Annotated in this window: 25 protein-coding genes; 7 read left to right on the top strand and 18 right to left on the bottom strand. The window is 69.6% G+C overall.

Features of this window, described 5'->3' with window-relative positions; all coding sequences use genetic code 11:
• The first annotated feature begins 129 nt into the window (after nt 1–129).
• On the top strand, nt 130–615 hold the full coding sequence (locus tag GAK38_RS14260) for a peroxiredoxin (protein WP_325345183.1): 486 nt from the start codon (nt 130–132) through the stop codon (nt 613–615).
• Nucleotides 616–780: 165 nt separating this feature from the next.
• Complete coding sequence (locus GAK38_RS14255) at nt 781–2481, top strand: PhoH family protein (RefSeq protein ID WP_325345181.1); 1701 nt, start codon at nt 781–783, stop codon at nt 2479–2481.
• A 5-nt stretch (nt 2482–2486) separates the two neighbouring features.
• On the opposite strand, the gene GAK38_RS14250 is transcribed toward GAK38_RS14255, so the two are convergent.
• The 3 genes from GAK38_RS14250 to GAK38_RS14240 all read right to left on the bottom strand — a co-directional run bounded on the left by GAK38_RS14250 (nt 2487) and on the right by GAK38_RS14240 (nt 5409).
• Complete coding sequence (locus GAK38_RS14250) at nt 2487–3866, bottom strand: MATE family efflux transporter (RefSeq protein WP_325345179.1); 1380 nt, start codon at nt 3864–3866, stop codon at nt 2487–2489.
• A 16-nt stretch (nt 3867–3882) separates the two neighbouring features.
• Nucleotides 3883–5067, bottom strand: a complete 1185-nt coding sequence (locus tag GAK38_RS14245) for an MFS transporter (protein ID WP_325345177.1) — start codon at nt 5065–5067, stop codon at nt 3883–3885.
• A 105-nt stretch (nt 5068–5172) separates the two neighbouring features.
• Nucleotides 5173–5409, bottom strand: coding sequence for a helix-turn-helix domain-containing protein (locus GAK38_RS14240; protein ID WP_325345175.1), 237 nt, complete (start codon nt 5407–5409; stop codon nt 5173–5175).
• Here GAK38_RS14240 and GAK38_RS14235 point away from each other — a divergent pair.
• From GAK38_RS14235 to GAK38_RS14220, 4 genes are all read left to right on the top strand, one after another.
• A complete protein-coding gene (locus GAK38_RS14235) occupies nt 5399–5851 on the top strand; it encodes a hypothetical protein (protein WP_325345173.1) in 453 nt (150 codons plus the stop codon). The genes GAK38_RS14240 and GAK38_RS14235 overlap by 11 nt on opposite strands.
• Nucleotides 5852–5877: 26 nt before the next feature.
• Nucleotides 5878–6285, top strand: a complete 408-nt coding sequence (locus tag GAK38_RS14230) for a hypothetical protein (protein WP_325345171.1) — start codon at nt 5878–5880, stop codon at nt 6283–6285.
• Between the two features lie 63 nt (nt 6286–6348).
• Nucleotides 6349–7644, top strand: coding sequence for a putative DNA modification/repair radical SAM protein (locus GAK38_RS14225; protein WP_325345169.1), 1296 nt, complete (start codon nt 6349–6351; stop codon nt 7642–7644).
• A gap of 11 nt (nt 7645–7655) precedes the next feature.
• Nucleotides 7656–8489, top strand: a complete 834-nt coding sequence (locus GAK38_RS14220; protein ID WP_325345167.1) for a TIGR03915 family putative DNA repair protein — start codon at nt 7656–7658, stop codon at nt 8487–8489.
• Nucleotides 8490–8547: 58 nt separating this feature from the next.
• On the opposite strand, the gene nagZ is transcribed toward GAK38_RS14220, so the two are convergent.
• Nucleotides 8548–9666, bottom strand: a complete 1119-nt coding sequence (gene nagZ, locus GAK38_RS14215) for a beta-N-acetylhexosaminidase (protein WP_325345165.1) — start codon at nt 9664–9666, stop codon at nt 8548–8550.
• Between the two features lie 71 nt (nt 9667–9737).
• Here nagZ and GAK38_RS14210 point away from each other — a divergent pair, with 71 nt between their 5' ends.
• Nucleotides 9738–10358, top strand: a complete 621-nt coding sequence (locus GAK38_RS14210; protein ID WP_325345163.1) for a mechanosensitive ion channel family protein — start codon at nt 9738–9740, stop codon at nt 10356–10358.
• Here the strand turns inward: GAK38_RS14210 and acpS are convergent.
• The 14 genes from acpS to fabF all read right to left on the bottom strand — a co-directional run bounded on the left by acpS (nt 10339) and on the right by fabF (nt 23417).
• Nucleotides 10339–10746 (bottom strand): holo-ACP synthase, encoded by a 408-nt coding sequence (gene acpS / locus GAK38_RS14205; protein ID WP_325345161.1) that lies wholly within the window; start codon nt 10744–10746, stop codon nt 10339–10341. The genes GAK38_RS14210 and acpS overlap by 20 nt on opposite strands.
• The gene (locus GAK38_RS14200; RefSeq protein ID WP_325345159.1) at nt 10743–11489 is read right to left on the bottom strand and encodes a pyridoxine 5'-phosphate synthase; all 747 of its coding nucleotides are present in this window, start codon (nt 11487–11489) and stop codon (nt 10743–10745) included. Before GAK38_RS14200 ends, acpS begins: the two co-directional genes overlap by 4 nt.
• Nucleotides 11486–12262 (bottom strand): DNA repair protein RecO, encoded by a 777-nt coding sequence (gene recO / locus GAK38_RS14195; RefSeq protein WP_325345157.1) that lies wholly within the window; start codon nt 12260–12262, stop codon nt 11486–11488. Before recO ends, GAK38_RS14200 begins: the two co-directional genes overlap by 4 nt.
• A 74-nt stretch (nt 12263–12336) precedes the next feature.
• Nucleotides 12337–13272, bottom strand: a complete 936-nt coding sequence (era, locus tag GAK38_RS14190) for a GTPase Era (RefSeq protein ID WP_325345155.1) — start codon at nt 13270–13272, stop codon at nt 12337–12339.
• The gene (gene rnc / locus GAK38_RS14185; RefSeq protein ID WP_325345223.1) at nt 13269–13955 is read right to left on the bottom strand and encodes a ribonuclease III; all 687 of its coding nucleotides are present in this window, start codon (nt 13953–13955) and stop codon (nt 13269–13271) included. Before rnc ends, era begins: the two co-directional genes overlap by 4 nt.
• A complete protein-coding gene (locus GAK38_RS14180; protein ID WP_325345153.1) occupies nt 13951–14337 on the bottom strand; it encodes a DUF4845 domain-containing protein in 387 nt (128 codons plus the stop codon). Before GAK38_RS14180 ends, rnc begins: the two co-directional genes overlap by 5 nt.
• Nucleotides 14338–14379: 42 nt before the next feature.
• The gene (gene lepB / locus GAK38_RS14175; RefSeq protein WP_325345151.1) at nt 14380–15345 is read right to left on the bottom strand and encodes a signal peptidase I; all 966 of its coding nucleotides are present in this window, start codon (nt 15343–15345) and stop codon (nt 14380–14382) included.
• Nucleotides 15346–15373: 28 nt separating this feature from the next.
• Nucleotides 15374–17182: a translation elongation factor 4 gene (gene lepA / locus GAK38_RS14170; RefSeq protein WP_325345149.1), complete on the bottom strand. Its 1809-nt coding sequence runs from the start codon at nt 17180–17182 to the stop codon at nt 15374–15376.
• A gap of 489 nt (nt 17183–17671) precedes the next feature.
• Entirely contained in the window at nt 17672–19147 is a 1476-nt protein-coding gene (locus tag GAK38_RS14165) for a DegQ family serine endoprotease (RefSeq protein ID WP_325345147.1), read from the bottom strand.
• Between the two features lie 115 nt (nt 19148–19262).
• Complete coding sequence (locus GAK38_RS14160) at nt 19263–20315, bottom strand: MucB/RseB C-terminal domain-containing protein (protein WP_325345145.1); 1053 nt, start codon at nt 20313–20315, stop codon at nt 19263–19265.
• Nucleotides 20316–20359: 44 nt separating this feature from the next.
• On the bottom strand, nt 20360–20947 hold the full coding sequence (locus GAK38_RS14155) for a sigma-E factor negative regulatory protein (protein ID WP_325345143.1): 588 nt from the start codon (nt 20945–20947) through the stop codon (nt 20360–20362).
• 45 nt (nt 20948–20992) lie between these two features.
• Nucleotides 20993–21631: an RNA polymerase sigma factor RpoE gene (rpoE, locus tag GAK38_RS14150; protein WP_325345142.1), complete on the bottom strand. Its 639-nt coding sequence runs from the start codon at nt 21629–21631 to the stop codon at nt 20993–20995.
• A gap of 40 nt (nt 21632–21671) precedes the next feature.
• Nucleotides 21672–22076 (bottom strand): hypothetical protein, encoded by a 405-nt coding sequence (locus GAK38_RS14145; protein ID WP_325345141.1) that lies wholly within the window; start codon nt 22074–22076, stop codon nt 21672–21674.
• Between the two features lie 93 nt (nt 22077–22169).
• Nucleotides 22170–23417 (bottom strand): beta-ketoacyl-ACP synthase II, encoded by a 1248-nt coding sequence (fabF, locus tag GAK38_RS14140; RefSeq protein ID WP_325345139.1) that lies wholly within the window; start codon nt 23415–23417, stop codon nt 22170–22172.
• Nucleotides 23418–23472: the final 55 nt, after the last annotated feature.

Here is a 23472-nt window from a genome sequence, read left to right as displayed (position 1 = left end):
AACACGGTAAAATTGGATGTTTTCCAGAGGGAAAGTAGGCGGCCTGGGGAGACGGCAGGCCGCCCCGGAGTCCCGAGCGACTGCCGCCCTTTTCAACGACCACATCCTGTCACACGAGATTGAAGTTATATGGCGATCGTTGTCAGCAAGCTTATCCCGGAATTCGAAGCCAACGCCACCGGTGGCATCAAGGTCTCCAACACCTCCCACCTCGGCCAGGTTCTCGTGCTGTATTTCTACCCGAAGGACAATACCCCGGGCTGCACGACCGAAGCCATGCAGTTCCGCGACAAGTACAAGGACTTCGTGAAGGCCGGCGCCACCGTGTTCGGCGTGTCGCGCGACAACATGAAGTCGCACGACGAATTCAAGGCCAAACTGGAACTGCCGTTCCAACTGATCGCCGACACCGAAGAGAAAATGTGCCACATGTTCGGCGTGGTCAAGAACAAGATCATGTACGGCAAGAAGGTCAAGGGCATCGAGCGCAGCACCTTCCTGATCGGCCCCGACGGCATCCTGGAGCAGGAGTGGCGCGGCCTCAAGGTGCCCGGCCACGTCGAGGAAGTCCTCAAGGCCGTTAAGGAAGTCAAGGCGCTCAAAAAGGCCGCCTGAGCCTTCCGCACTGCTGTTACAGCCATCCGCCCCGCCGTCGCGGGGCGTGTGCATAATGGGTCCATGCTCCTGCTGCAAAGCAAGATTCTCACCCTTCCGACCAAGCCGCCCCGGTTCGTTCCAGGCGGCTTTTTCATTTCCGAACCGCCAGAGAGCTGACCGCCCATGCCCCTGCCTCCCGCCCCGACCAAGCGCGCCACCCTGCTCTCTTCCGACGCCTACGACGTTCCGGCCAGACCCTCTCCGGCCCGCAAGGCCGCGGCCACGCGCCGTGCCACAGCCCCGTCCCCGGCCGCTGCGCTGCTGCGCCCGGTCGAAACGGCTCCCGTGGCCAGCGCCGCGCCAGCGGCCGCGCCCGTTGCCCGCCAACCGTCGGCGCCGGTGGTAGACATCGCGCCGGCCCGCGCCAGCCGCGGCGCCGCCAGGCCGGCCGCCGCGCCCGCACCGCGCGTGCGCAAGGCCCGCCCGAACGACGCGCAGGCCAAGCTGTTCGTGCTCGACACCAACGTGCTGCTGCACGACCCGATGTGCCTGTTCCGCTTCGAGGAGCACGACATCTACCTGCCGATGATCGTGCTGGAGGAACTCGACGGCCACAAGCGCGGCATGACCGAGGTCGCCCGCAACGGCCGCCAGGCCAGCCGAACGCTCGACGCGCTCGCCGCGGCGCAGGGCGCCGACATCGGCCGCGGCCTCAAGCTCGACACCACCGGCCACCGCGAGGCTGGCGGCAGCCTGTTCTTCCAGACCGAGACGCTCGACGGCAAGCTGCCCGCGAGCCTGCCGCAGGGCAAGGCCGACAACCAGATCCTCGGCGTGGTCGCGGCGCTGCGCGACAAACATGCGCCGCGCGAGGTCGTACTGGTCTCCAAGGACATCAACATGCGCGTGAAGGCGCGCGCGCTGGGCCTGGACGCCGAGGACTACCAGAACGACAAGGTGCTCGACGACGGCGACCTGCTCTACGCCGGCGCGCTCGCGCTTCCGCCCGACTTCTGGAGCAAAAGCGGCAAGAACGTCGAGAGCTGGCAGCAGGGCGCCCACACCTACTACCGCATCGGCGGGCCGGTGGTGCCGCAACTGCTGATCAACCAGTTCGTCTACTTCGAGGCGCCCGACGAGCCGAGCCTCCATGCGCGCGTGACCGAGATCCGCGACAAGACCGCCGTGCTGCAGACGCTCAAGGACTACGGCTCGGCCAAGAACGCGGTCTGGGGCGTCAACACCCGCAACCGCGAGCAGAACTTCGCGATGAACCTGCTCATGGACCCGGAGATCGACCTCGTCACGCTGACCGGCACGGCCGGCACCGGCAAGACGCTGATGGCACTGGCCGCGGGCCTGACGCAGGTGCTCGACGAGCGCCGCTACACCGAGATCATCATGACCCGCGCGACCGTGAGCGTGGGCGAGGACATCGGCTTCCTGCCCGGCACCGAGGAGGAGAAGATGGGCCCGTGGATGGGCGCGCTCGACGACAACCTCGAATTCCTGGCCAAGGGCGACGGCGGCAACGCCGGCGAATGGGGCCGCGCAGCCACCAACGAGCTGATCAGGAGCCGCATCAAGATCAAGAGCATGAACTTCATGCGCGGGCGCACGTTCCTCAACAAGTACGTGATCATCGACGAGGCGCAGAACCTCACGCCCAAGCAGATGAAGACGCTGATCACCCGCGCCGGCCCTGGCACCAAGATCGTCTGCATGGGCAACCTCGCGCAGATCGATACGCCCTACTTGACCGAGGGCGCCTCGGGCCTGACCTATGCGGTCGACAAGTTCAAGGGCTGGCCGCACAGCGGGCACATCACGCTGGCGCGCGGAGAGCGCTCGCGGCTGGCGGACTTCGCGAGCGAAGTGCTGTAGGCCGGTCAGTCCCGGCCGTGTGCCGGTGCGGCAATGGGGAACCAGCCGCCGCGCGACGACGCTGCGGCGGCGATCACCAGGCCATAGAGCGCCATCGCGGCCGCCGCCGTGGCGAAGAAAAGCGCCAGCGAGCCGGTGAAGTGCAGCACCGCCCAGCCGCCGCCCACGGACAGCGCGAGCCGGGCGAAGCCGGCCAGCAGCGGCCACTTCAGCCGCCGGGCGCCCTGCGACGCGAAGTACAGCGCCCAGCCCATGCCGAAGAAGCCGTAGAACGGCGCGACCGTTCCGAGATAGTTCGTGCCGGTCCTCAGGACTGCGGCCTCGCTGCTGAACAGGCCCAGCCAGGCCATCGGCCAGCAGGCCGCAGCCGCCCCGACCGCACCGGCGCAGGCGAAGGCCAGCGCGCCGCCGGCGGCCGTGATGCGGCGGGCACGCTCCGGCTGGCCCGCGCCGCGGTTGGCGCCGACCAGCGCGACGAGCGGCGCGCCGATGCCGAAGGCCAGCGGGGCCACGAGGTATTCGAGCCGCGCCGCGATGCCGTAGCCGGCCACGGCCGACGTCCCCGCATACGCGTCGACCAGCGCCGTGCTCAGCGCGAGCATCGCGTTGGTCTGCAGCGAATTGACAGTCGCCAGCGCCCCGACGCCGAGGATGCTGCGGAAGCGCTCCCGGCGCAGCGCGCCGCGCCGCAGCCGCGCGGAACTGCGCCCGCTGGCGACGTACCAGCCCAGCACCAGCGTGCCCGCGCCGTAGTAGGCGAGCAGGGCCGCGCCGGCGCCCGCGATGCCCAGCGCCGGCAGCGGGCCGATGCCGAAGATCAGGCAGGGCGACAGCGGCACGAGGAGCAGCGCGCCGCCGCAGACCACCGCGCCCGGGCCCAGCATGTTGCCGGTCCCGCGGACCACGCTGGCCAGCGTGTTCATGGTCCACATCAGCACGATCCCCGCAAACACAACGTTTGAATAGGCGAGCGCCGCGGCCAGCGAACGGTCGCGGCCACCGAGGAACGCATAGAGCCGCGGGCCGGCGAGCAGCACCAGCAGCGTGAAGCCCAGCCCCAGCGCGACCGCGATCAGCACGGCGTGCAGCGCCAGGCTGTCGGCCTCGTTGCGCCGCCCGGCGCCGAGCGCGCGCGCGATGGCCGACGACACGCCCCCGCCCATCGCGCCCTGCGACATGTTCTGCATCAGCATGATCAGCGGCAGCACCAGCGCCGAGCCGGCCAGCGCCTGCGTCCCGAGCCGGGAGAGGAACCAGGCCTCCACGAAGCCGGTGCCGGACTGCACCACCATCATCAGCACGTTCGGCCATGCCATTGCCAGCACCGTGGGGACGACCGGCGCTTCGAGCATCCTTCTCACCCGCGGGTCGATCCGGTCGTCCATGGGGCCATGCTCCGATTCAGGCCGGCCGGGTCGCCCGCCAGAACAGCAGCGCCAGCAGGCTCACCGCCGCGCCGAGCAGACACACGCCGTGCCAGCCGGCGCGGGCATAGGCCGCCGTCGCGCCGATCGCGCCCAGCCCGCTGCCCGCGGCATAGAACAGCATGTAGAGGCCGATCAGCCGGCCGTGCGCCTCGGGCCGGGTGCGCAGAATCAGACTCTGATTGGTGACGTGCAGCGCCTGGCCGCCGAGGTCGAGCAGCACGATGCCGACCACCAGCGCCCCGAGCGACCGTTCCATCAGCGACAGCGGCCACCAGGCCAGCAGCAGCAGCGCGAGCGCCGCGGCACTGGTGCGCTGACCCTGGCCGCGGTCGGCCCAGTGCCCGGCGCGTGCGGCGGCCAGCGCACCGGCCGCGCCGGCCAGACCGAAGGCGCCGATCGCGGTGTGCGAGAAGCCCTGCGGCGGGGCGCTCAGCGCCAGCGCCAGCGCGCTCCAGAAGATGTTGAATGCTGCGAACATCAGCAGCGCCAGCATGCCGCGCACCTGCAGCGCCTGTTCCTGTCGCAGCAGCGCGAGCATGGATGCGATCAACTGCGAATAGCGCATCGCCTGCCGTGCCGCAGCCAGCGCCGGCAGCCGGCGCCACAGCGGCCCGGCGATCGTGAGCATCAGCACGGCGGCGCAGAAGTAGACGCCGCGCCATCCCGCCAGGTCGCTCACGGCCCCGGCGAACACCCGCGCCAGCAGCAGGCCGATGAACACGCCTGCCTGCGCCGCGCCGACCACGCGGCCCCGCTCCCGGGGCGCCGCGGCGGCTGCGGCATAGGCGACCAGGCCCTGCGCCATCGCCGTGCCCAGCAGGCCCACAGCGAGCATGCCGGCCAGCAGCACCGGCGCCGACGGCGCCAGCCCCACCATCACCAGCGCCGCCGCCAGCGCCAGCAGTTGGGCGGCCATCAGGCGGCGGCGGTCCACCCGGTCGCCGAGCGGCACCAGCAGCAGCAGCGCCAACGCGCAGCCCGCCTGTGTGGCCGTGACCACACCGCCGACCGCCGCCTGCGCGATGCCGAAGTCCCGCGCCAGCGCGTCGAGCAGCGGCTGGGCGTAGTAGACGTTGGCCACACCGAGGCCGGCCGACGCGGCGAACAGCAGCACCAGGCTGCGCGGCATCGTGGCGGCCGACGCGGCGTCAGTCTTCATGATGCTCCCACCCTTCCAGTTTCAAAACAAAACTACAATGAATGCTAGCTCATCCAGTTTTTCAATGCAACCGGATAGCGGCCTTCTGCATGTGCAGCGCGCGCGTCACCCATGCTCCCGCGCCGCCGCCACGAAATCGGAGGGTGTGATGTCGAAGTTCCGGCGGAAGGCCGCGGCAAACGCGCTCTGGGCGGCATAGCCGCTGTCCAGCGCCGCCCGCAGGATGGACGCGCCGCCGAGCAGCGCCTCCACCGCCACCAGCAGCCGCAGCTTCTGCCGCCAGCGGCCGAAGGTCATGCCGGTGGATGCCTCGACATGGCGGTGGAAGGTCTTGGCGCTCATCGCATCTCCCTCGGCCAGCCAGGGCAGCTCGAACGGCAGCGGCCGCGGCGCGGCCATTTCCTCGAGCAGCAGGGCGGCCAGCAAGACCGGTGCGGCGGCTGGCGGCCGCATCGGCCGCGAGGCCGATGCCAGCGAGACCGAGCTGGGCAGCGACGCGCTGTGGAAATTGTTCGACCGCACCTACCTGCGGCCCGTGGGCCGGGACGGTGCGGACGGCGGTGCGCTGCGCATCGACAGCCAGGGCGTCGAGCGCAGCGCGACCGACCCGCAGGGCCGCGCGTTCGCCTGGGTGGACATGGCCGCGCCGGGCCGGCCCGGCACCCGCTTCGGTGCCGGCTTCCATGCCGGCGCTGGCGCAGGCCGCGCGCGCCGCCGCCGCACGCTGGAGCCAGCCTGCCGCCGACACGGCCTGATCCCCCAGGCCCTGGACCGGGCGCAATAATGGGCGTCCCAAGGAGATTTCCGACGATGCCCCTTCCCTGGCTCTCCGCGCTCAAGCTGATCCCGTGGACCGATGTGATCGCCGCCACGCCGCAGATCGTCAAGGGCGCGCGCAACCTCTACGACGGCGTGCGTGGCGGCGCCGACAAGAAGGCCGCGGCCCGCGCCGCCGGCACCACCACCGTCGCGCCGCTGCTCGACGGCGACCCGCAGACGCTGGCCGTCCATGTCCAGCAGCTGCAGGGCCGGGTACAGGAACTGGAGGAGGAGCAGACCCGCACCGCAGAATTGCTGCAGTCGCTGGCCGAGCAGAACGCACAGGTCGTCGCCACGGTCGAGACCCTGCGCCAGCGCAGCCGCCTGCTGGTGCGCGTGAGCGCGGTGCTGGGCACGGCCGTCGCCGTGCTGGCGATCGTGGTCGCGCGCCTGCACTGAGCGGCAGAGCCCAGCCCCGCGCAGGGACTTCGCCCGCGGGCGCAACCGCTGTATATTCATCCAGTGATTGCACCCGCCATTCCCGCCGCCCTGCCGCCGTCGCCGCCGCTGCTGCGCAAGCTCGCCATCCTGGCCGACGCGGCCAAGTACGACGCATCGTGCGCCTCCAGCGGCACGGCCAAGCGCGACTCGGCCGGCGGCCGCGGCATCGGCTCGACCGAGGGCATGGGCATCTGCCACAGCTATACGCCCGACGGGCGCTGCGTGTCGCTGCTGAAGATCCTGCTGACCAACTTCTGCACCTACGACTGCCTCTACTGCGTCAACCGCGTCACCAGCAACGTGCCGCGGGCGCGCTTCTCCGTCGACGAGGTGGTGCGCCTCACGCTGGACTTCTATCGGCGCAACTGCATCGAGGGGTTGTTCCTCTCGTCGGGCATCATCCAGAGCCCCGACTACACGATGGAGCAGGTGGTCGAGGTGGCCCGCGTGCTGCGCGAGGAGCACGACTTCCACGGGTACATCCACCTCAAGACGATCCCGGACGCCGCGCCCGAGCTGCTGGCGCGCGCCGGGCGCTATGCCGACCGGCTCAGCATCAACGTGGAGCTGCCCACGGCCGACGGCCTGGCCCGGCTCGCGCCGGAGAAGGACGGCACGGCCATCCGCGGCGCGATGGGCCGGCTGCAGGCGCACATCGACGAGGCCCGCGACGCGGCCCGGTCCGCACCGGCGCGCCGTGCGCCGGCCCCGGCCTTCGCGCCCGCGGGCCAGAGCACGCAGATGATCGTCGGCGCCGACGCGGCGGACGACCGGGCCATCCTCGCCACCAGCGCCCAGCTCTACGGCCGCTACCGGCTGCGGCGGGTGTACTACTCGGCCTTCAGCCCGATCCCCGACGCCGCGGCCGGCCTGCCGCTGGCCGCGCCGCCGCTGGTGCGCGAGCACCGGCTCTACCAGGCCGACTGGCTTATGCGCTTCTACGGCTTCGCGCACGACGAAATCGTGCCGGCCGGCGCAGGCGGCATGCTCGCGCTCGACCTGGACCCGAAGACCGCCTGGGCGCTGGCCCACCGCGCGCGCTTTCCGGCCGACCTCAACCGCGCGCCGCGCGAGCTGCTGCTGCGCGTGCCGGGCCTGGGCGTGAAGACGGTGGAGCGGCTGCTGGCCGCGCGCCGCGTGCGCCGCATCCACGTGGACGACCTCGGCCGGCTGCATGTGCCGCTGGCGCGCGTGCTGCCCTTCGTGACGGCCGACGGCCACCGGCCCGGCGCGCTGCTCGACAGCGACGAGGCGCTCGCGCGGCGGCTGCGTGCGCCGGCGAAGGCGCAGCAGGCCGACCTCTTCGCCACGGCCTGAGAACCCCGGTCATGCGCACCATCGTCCTGCCCGGTCCGACCGCCGTCGATGCATTCCGCGACCATGCGCGCGGACTGCTTGCTGCGGGCGTGGCACCGGAATCGGTCGAGTGGCAGGTCGCGGGCAGCGCTGCGCCCGAGCTGTTCGCCGCGCAGGCCGAGCCCACCGCCGTGCCGCCGGCTCCGGTCGATGCCGCTCGCGTGCCGGCCGCCTTCGTCACGCTCTGCCGCACCGTGGCGCTGCACCGCGACCCGGGCCGCTTCGCCCTGCTCTACCGGCTGCTCTGGCGGCTGGTGCACGAACCCGCGCTGCGGCATGACCCACTTGATCCCGACCGCGATGCAGCCGAATCGATGGCGCGCGCCGTGCGCCGCGATGCCCACAAGATGAAAGCCTTCGTGCGCTTTCGGCCGCTGCCCGATGCCGACGGCCGCGAGCCGCTGCACATCGCCTGGTTCGAGCCGGACCACCACATCGTCGAGGCGGTGGCGCCGTTCTTCGCGCGGCGCTTCGCGGCCATGCGCTGGGCGATCCTGACGCCCGGGGCCAGCGTGCGCTGGGACGGCGCACAGCTCCGGTTCGGCCCCGGCGCGGCGCGCGAGGATGCGCCCGGGCCGGACGCTGGCGAGGCGCTCTGGCTCACCTACTACGCGAGCATCTTCAATCCGGCGCGGCTCAAGCTCGATGCGATGCGCAAGGAGATGCCGCGCCGCTACTGGCACAACCTGCCCGAAGCTGCGCTGATCGATCCGCTCGCCGCCGGCGCGATGGAGCGCACCGGCCGCATGGTAGACAGCGCACCGACGCAGCCGCTGCGTCGCATCGCCGGCCGGCAGCGGGATTGATACCCCCTCCCCCAAGCCCCCACAGCGCCCTTTGGCTGGGCACTACAGAGGCATCCCCCTAGGCAGATGGTAACTGCTCCAGCGCCCGCACATAGGCCGGTTGCAGCATGAGCTCGTCCCAAGGCAGCGGCTCGGTCTGCGGCAGCAGCGCGAAGCGGCGCGATTCGCTGTCCTCGCTGGGCTGCCAGCGGCCGCTCTGCCCGGCGGCTTCCAGGCCGTCGCTCAATTCGTCCACCGGCCGGCCGTCGCCGAGGCTCTGGTTGCACAGCAGCACGAGGTCGCAGCCGGCCTCCAGCGCGGCCAGCGCGGCATCGACGAAGCCGGCGACCCGGCCGTCGAGCCGGCGCGCGGCTTCCATGCTGAGGTCGTCGCTGAAGATCGCGCCGTCGAAGCCGAGCCGCCCGCGCAGGATCTCCTGCAGCCAGCGCCGCGAGAAGCCGGCCGGGCGGCCGTCCACCTTCGGGTAGATCACATGCGCCGGCATGACGGCCGCGAGCGTGCTGCCGAGCCACTGGTAGGGCGCGGCGTCGTCGGCCAGGATGGCTGCGAGGCTGCGGCGGTCCACCGGGATCCCGGTGTGCGAATCGGCCGCCACGAAGCCGTGGCCGGGAAAGTGCTTGCCGCAGTGCGCCATGCCGGCCTGCAGCAGCCCATGGGCCAGCGCGCGCGCCAGGAACGTGACGACGCGCGGGTCGCGGTGGAAGGCCCGGTCGCCGATCACGCGGCTGCGCGAGGCGCCTGATGCATCGCGCCAGTCGAGGTCGAGCACCGGCGTGAAGCTGAAATCGACGCCGCAGGCGCGCAGTTCTCTCGCGAGCACGTAGCCCGCGGCGACGGCCGCATCGGTCGCGGCCAGCGCGCCGGTGCCGGGCCGGCCGCGGCCGTCGTCGCCCCAGCGCCGGCCGAACGCGCCCATCGGCGGCAGCGGCGTGAAGCCGTCGGTGCGAAAGCGCTGCACCCGTCCGCCCTCGTAGTCCACCGCGACCAGCAGGTCGCCGCGTACCGCCTTGATCGCGGCGGTGAGCTCGAGCAGCTGCACGCGGTCGCGCCAGTTGCGCGCGAACAGGATCACGCCGCCCACGAGCGGGTGGGCCAGGCGGCGGCGGTCGGCGGCGCTGAGTTCGGTGCCGGCGACGTCGATGACGAGCGGTGCGTGGAGGCCGGGGGACAATGGCATGGCGGGCGCGGGTGGATGACGGACCTCCGATTCTGCCGCCGCCGCACCCTTGCCCATCCCGTTTGTTGCGAATGAACCGACTGCGTACCTACGTTCCCCCGTGGCTGCACGACTGGCTCGACATCGTCGTGCCGGCCGTGCAGATCCTGCTCATCGTCCTGGCGGCCGTCTTCCTTTACCGCACGCTGCGCCGCATCCTGCGCCGCGCGGGCGAGCACTACCAGTGGCCGCTGGACATGATGGTGCCGGTGACCGGCGTGCTGCGCTGGCTCATCATCGGCGGCGCGCTGCTGCTGGTGCTGGAGCGCCTGGGCGTGTCGGCATCGGTGCTGTGGACCGCCTTCACCGGCTTCGCCGCGGTCGGTGCGGTGGCCTTCTTCGCGGCTTGGAGCGTGCTCTCGAACCTGTTCTGCGCGCTGCTGATCGTGAGCGTGGGGCCGTTCCGGCTCGGCGACTACATCGAAGTGCTCGACACGGCCGAGAAGCCCGGCTCGAAGGGCCGCGTGGTCGACATGAACCTGCTCTACATCACCCTGGAGGAGTTCGGCGACCACGGCGCGACCGGCGCGCTGATGCAGATACCGAATGCGCTGGTGTTCCAGCGCGTGGTGCGGCGCTGGCATGGCGTGCCGCCGCAGAAGGCGGAGCCCGCGCCGGCTGCCGCGGCAGACGCTACGGCGCCGGCGGCGTAGCGCGCTCCACCACCACGAAGCTCGCCGCGTACTCGCTCTCGTCGGTCACCGTCACATGGGCGTGCAGCTCCCGGGCCTCGAACCAGTCCTTGAGCGCGCCGTGCAGCACCACATAGGGCTTGCCGCTGCGCTCGTTGAGAATCTCGCAGGCGCGCCAGGTCATCGGCATGCGCATGCCGAGGCCGATGGCCTTGCTGAACGCCTCCTTGGCCGAGAAGCGCGTGGCCAGGTAGCGCAGGCCGCGCTCGGGCCAGCGCGCGCCGCGGGCGCGCCAGACGGCGAACTCCGATTCGCCGAGCACCTTCTCGGCGAAGCGGTCGCCATGCCGCGCGACGCTCGCGCGCATGCGGCGGATGTCGCAGACGTCGGTGCCGATGCCGTAGATCACGCGGCCGCCTGCGCGATGCGGTCGAGGTAGGCGCGCGTGGCCGCGGCGTAGCCCTGCTCCAGCGCATCGGCCACGAAGGCATGGCCGATCGACACCTCGAGCACGCCGGGCACGGCGCGCAGGAAGTCGGCGAGGTTGTCCAGGCTCAGGTCGTGCCCCGCGTTCACGCCCACGCCCGCGGCCTGGGCGGCCGCCGCGGCCGCGGCGAAGCGGTCGAGCTGGTGCTGCCGCCGGCCGGTGCCCCAGGCGGCCGCATAGGGCTCGGTATAAAGCTCCACCCGGTCGGCGCCCACGGCGCGCGCGGCGGCCATCTGGTCCGCCTCGGCATTCATGAACAGGCTCACGCGCACGCCGAGCGCGCGCGCCTCGGCGACGAGCGGCGCCAGCCGTTCGGCATCGTCGGGGAAGCGCCAGCCGTGGTCGCTCGTGAACTGGCCCTCGCCGTCGGGCACGAAGGTGGCCTGCTGCGGCCGCAGTTCTCGCACGAAGTCCATGAGGTTGTGGAACGGGTTGCCCTCGATGTTGAACTCGCGGCCGGGCCAGTCGCGGCGCAGCAGCTCGGCGAGTTCGTGCACGTCGTGCGCGCGGATGTGGCGCGCATCGGGCCGCGGATGCACCGTGATGCCGGCCGCGCCAGCCTCCAGGCACAGCGCCGCGGCGCGCGTGACGCTCGGGATGCCAAGGTGGCGCGTGTTGCGCACCAGCGCGATCTTGTTGACGTTGACGGACAGGGAGGTGGTCATAGTTTCTGCAGTGCGATCATGAGCTGCCGGGTGCGCAGCGGCGGCGATCCGCAATGGTAGGTGAGCAGCGTGCGCAGCTGCGCCTTGAGCGCGGCCGCCTGCGGCGCGGCGGCCCGCAGCACGGCGGTGTACGGCTGCTGCGCGGTGGCGCCGAGCGCGGCGGCCAGCGCGGCCCAGTCGGCGCCCGGCAGGCCGGCGCGGTCGTCGTCGCGCGCCTCGCGCAGGCCGGCTTCGGGCACCAGCACGTAGCGCGCGGCGGGCACGAGCGGCGCCAGCGTGCTGGTCTGCACGTCGAGCGCCGGCAGCAGGCCGATCTCGCGCAGCAGCAGCAGCTCGAAGGCGCGCAGCACCGGCTCCAGCACATCCACGCGATCTGTGCCGTGCTCGCCGGCCAGCACGCGCACCACTCCAGCATAGGCGTCGAACAGCGCGGCATGGGCGTCGTCGCGCGCGACCAGGCGCAGCAGCAGTTCGTTGAGGTAGGTGCCGGCCAGCAGCGCGTCGCCCGTGGGCATGACGTGGCCGCCGACCCATTCGGCGCCCTTGAGCGTGTGGATCTCGGCGTTCTCGGCGCCGACGGTGTAGCTCACGCGCAGCGGCTGCAACGGCAGCAGCACCGGGCGGAAGTTGGAGGTCGGCTTCTTCGCCCCCTTGGCCACCAGCGCCACGCGGCCGTGGTGGCGGGTGAAGGCTTCCAGGATCAGGCTCGACTCGCTCCAGTCGTAGCGGTGGAGGATGAAGGCCGGTTCGTCAGCGATGCGCCGCGCAGGCATGGCTTTATATACTGGCGGGAGGACAAAACCATAGCGCCCGAGCTACATGCGCTACCGGCATATACCCCCCACCATCATTCGTAGCCGAAGCTGCGCACGCGGGCCTCGTCGTCGGCCCAGCCGGAGCGCACCTTGACCCAGACCTCGATGAAGACCTTGGCGTCGAGCAGCTTCTCGAGCTCCTGCCGCGCCTCGGTGCCGATGCGCTTGAGGCGCTCGCCCTTCTCTCCGATCACCATGGCCTTGTGGCCGTCGCGCTCGACCACGATCGTGGCGGCGATGCGCACGAGGCGGCCGTGGGCCTTGCTGGCCTCCTCCTCGAACTTGTCGACGACGACGGTGGAGGTGTAGGGCAGCTCGTCGCCGGTGAAGCGAAACAGCTTCTCGCGCACTGTCTCGCTCGCGAGGAACTTCTCGCTGCGGTCGGTCAGCTCGTCCTCGCCATGGAACCAGGGCTGCACAGGCAGGTACTTTTCGCAGATGCCGAACAGGCGCTCGATGTCGGCTTTGTTCTTGGCCGACATCGGCACGAACTCGGCGAACGGGTGGCGCTCCTGCATGTCGCGCAGCCAGGGCGCGATCTCGGCGCGGCGGTGCACGTGGTCGAGCTTGTTGGCGATCAAGAGCGTCGGCACGCCGGGCTTGAGCAGCGACAGCACCTTGGCGTCGGCCAGCGCGAAGTGGCCGGCCTCGACGACGAACAGCACCAGGTCCACGTCGCCGATCGCGCCGAGCACCGTCTTGTTGAGCGACTTGTTGAGCGCCGTCGCATGCCGGGTCTGGAAGCCCGGCGTGTCGACGAAGATGGACTGCGTGGCCCCGCGCGTGCGGATGCCGGTGATGCGGTGGCGCGTGGTCTGCGCCTTGCGCGAGGTGATGCTGATCTTCTGGCCGACGAGCGCGTTGAGCAGCGTGGACTTGCCGACGTTGGGCTTGCCGACGATGGCGATGACGCCGCAGCGCTGGCCGGCGGCATCGGCGGGGGAGGGAGAAGAGGCGTCGTCGGTCATGGGCGGTGTTGGGCTTGGAGGGTGGTCAGCATCGCGGCGGCGGCCGCCTGCTCGCCGGCGCGGCGCGAGCCGCCGATGCCGCGTTCGCGCAGGTCCAGCTCGGCGATCTCGCACTCCACATCGAAGGTCTGCTGGTGCGCGGCGCCCACGGTGCCGACCACGCGGTAGGCCGGCAGCTTCATTCTGCGGCCCTGCAGCCACTCCTGCAATGCCGTCTTCGGATCCTTGGCGGCGGCCTGCATCTGCGGGTTGATCTCGATGTCGCGGTAGAGCCGGCGCACCAGCGCCTCGGCCGCGGCGAAGCCGGCGTCGAGGTAGACGGCGCCGATCAGCGCCTCCACCGCGTCGGCCAGGATCGACGGGCGGCGCGGGCCGCCGGAGCGGACCTCGCCCTCGCCCAGGCGGATCAGGTCGGCCACCTGCAGGTCCAGCGCGATGCGGTGCAGCGTCTCCTGGCGCACCAGGCTGGCCCGCACGCGCGACAGGTCGCCCTCGGGCAGGCCGGCCAGGCGCTCGTAGAGCAGGCCCGAGACGGCCAGGCCCAGGACGGAGTCGCCGAGGAATTCGAGCCGTTCGTTGTGGTCGGCCGAGAAGCTGCGGTGCGTGAGCGCGCGCTGCAGCAGTTTCGGGTCGGAGAATCGGTGCTGCAGGCGCTGCTGCAGCGCGGTAAGGCCCGCGCTAATGGGTTCGCTCCGAGAATTTGAAGGTCAGGTACACCGGGCCGCCGAGCGGGATCTCGCGGGTGTACGAGAAAGCGACGACAACGTGGTCGTTCTCCTTCGACACTTCGAGGTCGCGGCCGCTGAGGGAGGTGATGTCGTCGATGGCGGCGGATCGGTCGAACGCGGCGCGCACCTCGGCCACCGTGGTGCTCTCGCGCGCGGCCTTGCGGGATGCCTTGAGCACCGCCTGGTATTCGATCAGGATCGGCACGGCCTTCATGGCCACCGTGACCACGCCGACGATGAGGGCCACCGTCAGCACCAGGCCGATGAACGACAGCCCGCGCTGCCGCCGGCGGCTGGCCGCGCGGCGGGCGGAACGGATGTTGTCTGCTGCTGCCATGCTCTACCCCCTCTCTCTTCCTGTAGCCGGTTGCCGGGCGCCTCAGTGGAACGGCCCGATGCGCTTGAAATCGCCGAAGTTCATCCAGATGAAGAAGGCCCGGCCGACGATGTTCCTGTCCGGAACGAAGCCCCAGTAGCGCGAATCGAGCGAATTATCCCGGTTGTCGCCCATCATGAAGTACTGGCCTTCGGGCACCTTGCAGGTCACGCCCTCGACGCTGTAGCGGCAGTTCTCGCGGAATGGGAATTCCGAGGCGCCCTGCACGAAGGCCGGCACGTCGTCATTGTTGAGGATGCGGTGCTGCACGTTGCCGAGCTTCTCGTCGAACTGCTTGAAGTAGCGCATCGCGTCCTGGTCGAAGAATTCGGGCACGGCGGAGGCGGGCACCGGCTGACCGTTGATCGTCAGGCGCTTGTTCAGGTAGGCCACTTCGTCGCCCGGGATGCCAACCACCCGCTTGATGTAGTCCATGCTCGGCTGCGGCGGGTAGCGGAAGACGACCACGTCGCCGCGCGCGAGCGGCCTGCCCTCGGTGACCTTGGTGTTGAGCACCGGCAGGCGAATGCCATAGGTAAACTTGTTCACCAGGATCAGGTCGCCCACGAGCAGCGTCGGGATCATCGAGCCCGACGGGATCTTGAACGGCTCGAACAGGAACGAGCGCAGCAGGAACACGATGGCGATCACCGGGAACAGCCCGGCCGTCCAGTCGAGCCACCAGGGTTGCATGAGGATGCGGCCCCTGGCCTCGCTCACGTCGCCGTCGACCTGGGCGATGCCCATGCGGTCGAGCTCGGCGCGGCGCTGCGCGGCGGCCTCTTCGAGCGCTTGGGCCGCGCGGCGGCGGCGCGGCAGAAAGACGAAGCGCTCGGCCAGCCAGTAGAGGCCGGTCACCACGGTCGCGAGGAAGAGCAGCAGGGCGAAGTTGCCTTCGATGGCGTCGGTATACCAGGCGCCCACGTAGGCGGCAAAGGCCGCCAGGATCACAGCAGTGAGGATTGGCATGGTTGGTTGGTTGTTGTTGTCGTTCTTGTCAGTCTTCGACCTGGAGGATGGCGAGGAAGGCTTCCTGCGGCACTTCCACCGAGCCGATCTGCTTCATGCGCTTCTTGCCGGCCTTCTGCTTTTCGAGCAGCTTGCGCTTGCGGGTGATGTCGCCGCCGTAGCACTTGGCCAGCACGTTCTTGCGCAGCGCCTTGATGGTCTCGCGCGCGATGATGTTGGCACCAATGGCGGCCTGGATGGCCACGTCGAACATCTGGCGGCTGATAATCTCGCGCATCTTCGCGGCCACGGCGCGGCCACGGTAGGCCGACTGGCTGCGGTGCACGATGATCGACAGCGCATCGACCTTCTCGCCGTTGAGCAGGATGTCGACCTTCACCACGTCGGAGGCGCGGTACTCCTTGAACTCGTAGTCCATCGATGCATAGCCGCGGCTCACCGACTTCAGCTTGTCGAAGAAGTCGAGCACGATCTCGCCGAGCGGAAGCTCGTAGGTCAGCATGACCTGGCGGCCGTGGTAGGCCATGTTGAGCTGCACGCCGCGCTTCTGGTTCGCGAGCGTCATCACCGGACCGACGTATTCCTGCGGCATGTAGAGATGCACCGTCACGATCGGCTCGCGGATCTCCTGGATGCGGCCCTGGTCGGGCATCTTCGACGGGTTCTCGACCATGATGACCTCGCCGTCGCCCTTGACCACTTCGTAGACCACGCTCGGCGCGGTCGTGATCAGGTCCTGGTCGAACTCGCGCTCCAGGCGCTCCTGCACGATCTCCATGTGCAGCAGGCCGAGGAAGCCGCAGCGGAAACCGAAGCCCAGCGCCTGCGACACCTCGGGCTCGAAGTGCAGCGAGGCGTCGTTGAGCTGGAGCTTCTCCAGCGCGTCGCGCAGCTGGTCGTACTCGCTGGCCTCGGTGGGATAGAGGCCGGCGAACACCTGCGGCTGGATCTCCTTGAAGCCCGGCAGCGCCTCGATCGCGGGGCCGAGGTTGTTCGGCAGCTTCTTTTCGAGCGTGATGGTATCGCCGACCTTCGCGGCCTTCAGCTCCTTGATGCCGGCGATGATGTAACCCACCTCGCCAGCGTTGAGCGCATCGCGCGGCGCGTTGGCCGGCGTGAACACGCCAAGGTTGTCGGCATTGTAGGCCGCGCCCGAAGCCATCATCTTGAAGCGCTCGCCCTTGAGGAGGCGGCCGTCGACCACGCGCACCAGCATCACGACGCCGACGTACGGATCGAACCAGCTGTCGACGATCATCGCGCGCAGCGGCGCCTCGGCGTTGCCGCGCGGCGCGGGTACCTTGGCGACGATCAGTTCGAGGATCTCGTCGATGCCCATGCCGGTCTTGGCGGAGCACGGGATCGCGTCGGTCGCATCGATGCCGATCACATCCTCGATCTCGGCCTTCGCGTTGTCGGGATCGGCCTGCGGCAGATCCATCTTGTTGAGCACCGGCAACACCTCGACGCCGAGATCGAGGGCGGTGTAGCAGTTCGCAACGGTCTGCGCTTCCACGCCTTGCGACGCATCGACTACGAGCAGCGCGCCTTCGCATGCAGAGAGCGAGCGCGAGACCTCGTACGAGAAGTCCACATGGCCCGGGGTGTCGATCAGATTGAGGTTGTAGACCTGCCCGTCGCGGGCCTTGTAGTGCAGTGCAGCGGTCTGCGCCTTGATGGTTATCCCACGCTCTTTTTCGATGTCCATCGAGTCGAGCACCTGCGCTTCCATCTCGCGCTCGGCCAGGCCGCCGCAGCGCTGGATCAACCGGTCGGCGAGCGTCGACTTGCCATGGTCGATGTGCGCGATGATCGAGAAATTTCTGATGTGATTCATCAACGAAGAGCTACAAGTGTTTGATATGAAAGGACGCGCACAAGAAAAAAGGGCGCGTCGAGTGGTGACGCGCCCTGAACCAACAATCTATGGCAACTGCGATAGTTGGGACTTCATTGTAGGCAAAAAGGCCCGGGCGTACATCCTCTGCCCCGGCCCGACCACGTCGTTGCAGCACAGCAACATCCAATCTATCCACAGCTTATCAACAACTGCTGTGGGTAACTTAGGGACAACTTGTGGGCGATCTGTGGATCGCCAGGGCGACGCCGATGAGCATCCCGCATGGTGGTTCGTCGCGCTGTCAAAGAAGGCCAGCGGCGCTGGACGAAGCGGATTCTAACCGTTTCCGTCATCAACGCCTTTTCATGTGAGCGCCCGCTCACATTACATTGAGATACGGAAGCAATGCTTCGATGTCCTTGATGCGGCGCTGGAAGCGGAGAGAGTCCCCCAAACCCGAGTCGGGTTCAGGGGCTTGCCTCGCCGTCACTTGGCCAGCTTGATCAGTGCGTATTGCGTCCAATCGCCGCGACGGTAGAGCACGTTGACCGGCTTGCTCTTGTCGACCTTGGCCACGGCGGACTCGAAGTCCTTCACGCTGCCGACCTCGGCATTGTTGATGGCCACGATCACGTCGCCCTCGCGCAGGCCGGCGCGCGCGGCCGCCTCGACCGCGGCATCAACCTTGACGCCGCCCCGCGGCAGGCCGAGTTCCTTCTTCTGCGCTTCGGTCAGCGCGCTGACCGACAGGCCCAGCAACTGGCCTGCGCTGGAACTCCTGGGCTTTTCCTCCTTCTCGGCCCGGGCCCTGGCCGGCTGGTCGGGTTCGATCTCGGCGATGACCAGCGGCAGGTCGCGCGTGGCGCCGCGGCGGAAGACGGTCAGCGTGCTCTTGCTGCCGGGCTTGGTGTTGCCGACCAGGCGCGGCAGGTCGGTCGCGCGCTCGATCGCCTTGCCGTCGAAGCGCACGATCACGTCGCCCGGCTGCACGCCCGCCTTCTCCGCCGGCGAGCCGCTTTCGACCCCGCGCACCAACGCGCCCTGCGCCTTGCCCAGGCCGATGGAGTCGGCGACATCCTTGGGCACGTCGCCGATGCTCACGCCGATGCGCCCGCGCGAGACGCGGCCGCTGGCGCGCAGCTGCTCGCTGACGCGGATGGCCTCGTCGATCGGGATGGCGAAGGAGATGCCCTGGTAGCCGCCCGAGCGCGAATAGATCTGGCTGTTGATGCCGACGACCTCGCCGCGCAGGTTGATCAGCGGGCCGCCGGAGTTGCCGGGGTTGATCGCCACATCGGTCTGGATGAAGGGCAGGTACTCCCCGGTATCCCGCTGGCGCGCGCTCACGATGCCGGCCGTGACGGTGTTCTCCAGGCCGAACGGCGAGCCGATAGCCATGACCCATTCGCCGGTGCGCAGGCGGCCGACGTCCCCGATCTTCACCGCCGGCAGACCGGTCGCATCGATCTTCACCACGGCCACGTCGGTGCGCTTGTCCGATCCGATGATGCGGGCCTTGAACTCGCGCTTGTCGGCCAGCGTGACGACGACTTCGCTCGCGTCCTCGACCACGTGGGCATTCGTCATCACATAGCCATCAGGTGTCAGGATGAAGCCGGAGCCCACTCCGCGGGGCAGTTCCTCATCCGGCTGCTGGGGCTGCTGCGGGCGCTGCTGGCGCGGCGCGTTGGGCACCGGCAGGCCGAAGCGGCGGAAGAACTCCTGCATCTCCTCGTCCATGCCGTTGGCGCCGCCGCGCGACGATACCTTCTCGGTGGTGCGGATGTTGACGACCGAGGGACCGACCTGGTCCACGAGATCGGTGAAGTCTGGCAGCCGGACCTGCGGCGCGGACTGCGCATGCGCCGGCGCGACTGGCCAGGATGCGCCCACCGCACCCAGCGCCAGCACGCCCGTCAGGGCCAGCGCCGCTGACCGCTTTCCATCGACCTTCTGCATCATCTGTCCTCTCTGGTGCGGGCGCGCGGCCCGCGTGGTTATCGAAAAAGATTGGTGATTGTGAAACAGCGGCGGCCCATTGGTTCCCCGGGGTCGGCATCTGTACGCAGGCGGCAGCCTACCTGCCGCGGACGAAGCGTCCGGCGAAGACGCGCAGCGTCTGCTGGGGCACCTCGCCCATGGCGGTCAGCCACCAGTGGTCGTCCAGACGCATGCCGAGGGTGTGGGTGGCGCCGACCGCAAGCGTCTGCTCCCGGGGCTGGCGTGCGGTGTCATACGGTTCGAGGAACAGCGACACCGAGGCCAGGCCATCCGAGAACACGCACTGCATCGCCCCCGCGGCGACACCGGCGGCCGCCCGGACCGGCCGGCGGTAGCAGTCGATCGCGGCAAAGCCGGCCACCGGCGGCGCGGCGGCCATCCATCCTTCCTGCTCGGGCGTGGTTCTGGTGGGCTCCACCTTGTCGATGCGGTAGCCGGCCGTATCCTCCATCATGCGCAGCAGGCGGTCGATCTTGATCGGCACGTCGATCTCCAGTTCGGAGAAGGCTGCCTGCTCCAGCACGGCGCCGTGGGCGTCGAGCGTCTGCATCTTCACGACGAGGCCGGTGCGCTTCTCGCTCCAGATGCGGTAGCCGAAGCGCAGGTGGTCGCGCGGGCGGATGTCGACGACGTGGGCGTCGATGCCGGCCACGCGCTGCGTGCCGGCGAGCCGGGCGTCGTAATGGTCGGGAATGGTGGCTGCGCTGCCTTGAAGCAGGTTGGGGAACAGGTCGAGCGTCTGCCGCCGCTCGATGCGGGCGATGCGTTCCTCCGGCAGGAAGGTGATCACCCGGTCGTTGTGGCGGAAGGTCGCGCGCGGCGGCCCCGAGAGCGCTTCCACGCGTTCGAACTGCTGGTCGCCATCGCAGGCGTGCCAGATGCGCGAACTCGACAGCGTGCCGGCCGCCGACATCACGACGAAGATGCCGGTATAGGAGCGCCGCCGCGATGCCTCCTGCACCAGCGCCAGCCAGTCGCGCAGGTCGCGCTGCGCCGCCGGTTTCGATTCGGCTGCCGTGGTGTCGCCAGCGAATGCGATGCCCGGCGCCAGCGCCATCCATCCGAACCCAGCCGCCGCCATGCCGAAGCACAGGCGCCGGGATGGATCTGCTGCCGCCGCGGTGTACATCGGTGGTGGAATCTCCGGCGCGGGGGTCAGAAGGTCACGCCTTCTCAGCGCCCTGCCTCCTCGAAGGTGGCGTTGCGCAGGAAGCCGGCCGGCATCTGCAATGCCGACGCGCCACCGAACTGGCGGTGGGCCATCAGCAGTTCGTCGAGCCGCGGATCGCGCAGCACGACCTGGCCGTCGGCATGGGCCACAGCCACCACGCCGGGGTTGGCGGTGGAAGCGGGAACGGCCGCGACCTGCGGACCGCCACTGTCCTGCTGCGGCAGCGGGCCAGCCGCCGTCCAGGCCAGCGCAGCCACGGCCGCCAGAGATGCACAGCCAGCCGCGATCTTCCAGCGGAAGACGGATGCGTTGGCCGCCTCGCGCGGCAGCGCAATCGGCTGCACCTCGGCGACCACGATCGGGCGGATCGCCGGCTCTCGGACCAGCCGCTCGCGCAGCCGGGCGACGAAGGCATCGCCGTCGCGGCGCGCGGCGAGATCGGTCGAGCGCAGCAGATCGCCCACCACATGGTGGTCGCGCCAGGCCTGGCGGCCCTCGGGGTCGTCGAGCGCCCAGCGCACAGCCTGCGCGAAGTCGTCGCCGCGCAATTGGCCGTCGGCCAGCGCGGAGACCGCCTCTCGCTTGTTCATCCCAGATTCGACTTCATCATCCATTGGCTGCTGCATCACCTTGCCTCACCAGCGCTTGCCCATGCGGTTTTCCAGCAGGGGCTTGACCCGCGCCGAAATGGCTTCGCGGGCCCGAAAAATGCGTGATCGCACGGTGCCGATGGGACAGTTCATGGCCTCGGCGATCTCTTCGTAGGTCAGCCCTTCGATCTCGCGCAGCGTGACGGCCTGCCGCAGATCCTCGGGCAGAGCCTCCATCGCCGCGTTGACCGCCGCGGCGATCTCCTGGGCGGCCAGCACGGTTTCGGGGGTTTCCTCGCTCGTTAGTTCGTTTGCCCACAAGGAAGTTTCATCATCTTCATCGTTTGCGCCGCGCAGGGCGTTTTCGGAAATCACCGGGTCGCGCCGCAGCTCGACCAATGCCTTCTTGGCGGTATTGACGGCGATGCGGTAGAGCCAGGTATAGAACTGGGCATCGCCGCGGAACTGGTGCAGCGCGCGGTAGGCCCGGATGAAGGTTTCCTGGGCGATGTCCTCCACCAGGTCGGCGTCGCGCACCATGCGGCCGATGAGCCGCTCGATGCGCCGCTGGTACTTGACCACCAGCAACTCGAAGGCGCGCTGGTCGCCCGCAACCGTGCGCTCGACCAACTGGAGGTCGCTGTCGGCGGCCGAGGGCGGCGATGGCGGGACGGGGGCGTTCATGGTTGGGCGAGCGCGTGGCCGGCGCCGCCGGAGGGATGATTCAGGGCGCCATCCCATCCGCGCGGGCGGGCGAATATACCGCACGCCGCAGGTCAGGCCAGCGCCCCGGATCGGAGCGGCGCTCCAGCCAAAACCAGCAAGCCGGCCCCCCGCCGTCCAGCGGCTGCCAGGCTGCGAGAAGAAAACGCTGCGCATCCAGACGGACCGCCAACTGGCCGGCGGACTCGCCAGCGGGCATGGAACCGGGCTGCCAACGCCACTGCGCGCCTGTCCAGGCCAACTGGCCGCGCGGGCTGCGGCGCCAAGCCGCGAGCCACCATGCCAAGCCGATCGCCCAGGTCAGCCATCCGGCGGCATGCCGCCAGCCAGGCTGCTGCGCCAGCAGGCTCCAGGCGGTCAGGGTGGCCGCGCCGGCCAGGACAGCCACGCTGCCGATGAGCAGCACGGCTGCCGGGCGCCCGACCGGGAACTGCACCGCCGGTGGCCCGGTCGGGTGGACTCCGTCAGACGCGGCGCCCAGGGGGATGGCTCCGGACGCTCAGGTCAGCCGACGGAACACCAGGGTTCCGTTCGTGCCGCCGAAGCCGAAGTTGTTCTTCACCGCCACGTCGATCTTCAGGTCGCGCGCCTCGTTGGCGCAGTAGTCCAGGTCGCACTCCGGGTCCTGGTTGAAGATGTTGATGGTAGGCGGGCTCTTCTGGTGGTAGACCGCCAGCGTGGTGAAAACCGACTCGATGCCGCCGGCGCCGCCCAGCAGGTGGCCAGTCATCGACTTGGTGCTGTTGACCACGAGCTTCGTGGCATGGTCGCCGAACGCACGCTTGATCGCGTTGGTCTCGTTCAGGTCGCCCAGCTGCGTGGAGGTGCCGTGGGCGTTCAGGTACGAGACCTCCTCGGGGTTCACGCCGGCATTGCGCAGCGCGTTGCTCATCGAGCGGCTCGGACCGAATACGTCCGGCGCGGTGACGTGGTAAGCGTCGCCGCTCATGCCGAAGCCGGAGATCTCAGCATAGATGCGCGCGCCGCGGGCCTTGGCATGCTCATACTCTTCCAGCACCAGCACGCCGGCGCCTTCGCCGAGCACGAAGCCGTCGCGGTCCTTGTCCCAGGGGCGCGAGGCGGTCTTGGGGTCGTCGTTGCGGGTCGACAGCGCGCGCGGCGCCGTGAAGCCGCCCACGCCGAGCGGAGAGACGGTCGATTCGGCGCCGCCGGCGACCATCACGTCGGCATCGCCCGACTCGATCAGGCGGGCGGAGAGGCCGATGGCATGCAGGCCGGTGGTGCAGGCGGTGACCACGGCGATGTTCGGCCCCTTGAAGCCGAAGCGGATCGACACGTGGCCCGAAATCATGTTGATGATCGAGGCCGGAACGAAGAAAGGCGAGATCCGGCGTGCGCCGCGGCTGGCGTATTCCGCGTGCGTGGCCTCGATCATTGGCAGGCCGCCGATGCCCGAGCCGATGTTGACGCCGATGCGCGTGGATTCCTCCTCGCCCAGCGCGTCGCCCGTGGCGAGCCCGCTGTCGGCCACGGCCTGGACGGCGGCGGCGTACCCGAGGTGGATGAACCGGTCCATGTGCCGCGCTTCCTTCTCGGGCAGGTAGTCCCCGATGTCGAAGCCCTTGACCTCGCCAGCGAACTTGCAGGCGAAGCTGCCCGCATCGAACTGGGTGATGAGGTCGATGCCGGATCGGCCGGCAAGCAGATGGGTCCAGGAGTCGGCCACCGTGTTGCCCACGGGACTGATGCAACCCAGACCGGTCACAACGACGCGGCGACGGCTCATGCGCTAAAACCTTCTTTCTTTCTCAAGCAAGCAGCAAGGCGGGGAGGCGCGGCAG

This window comes from Xylophilus sp. (genome assembly GCA_009914555.1).
In the GTDB taxonomy this organism is placed as follows: domain Bacteria; phylum Pseudomonadota; class Gammaproteobacteria; order Burkholderiales; family Burkholderiaceae_C; genus WNDY01.
This window is presented reverse-complemented; position numbering and strand designations above follow the sequence as displayed.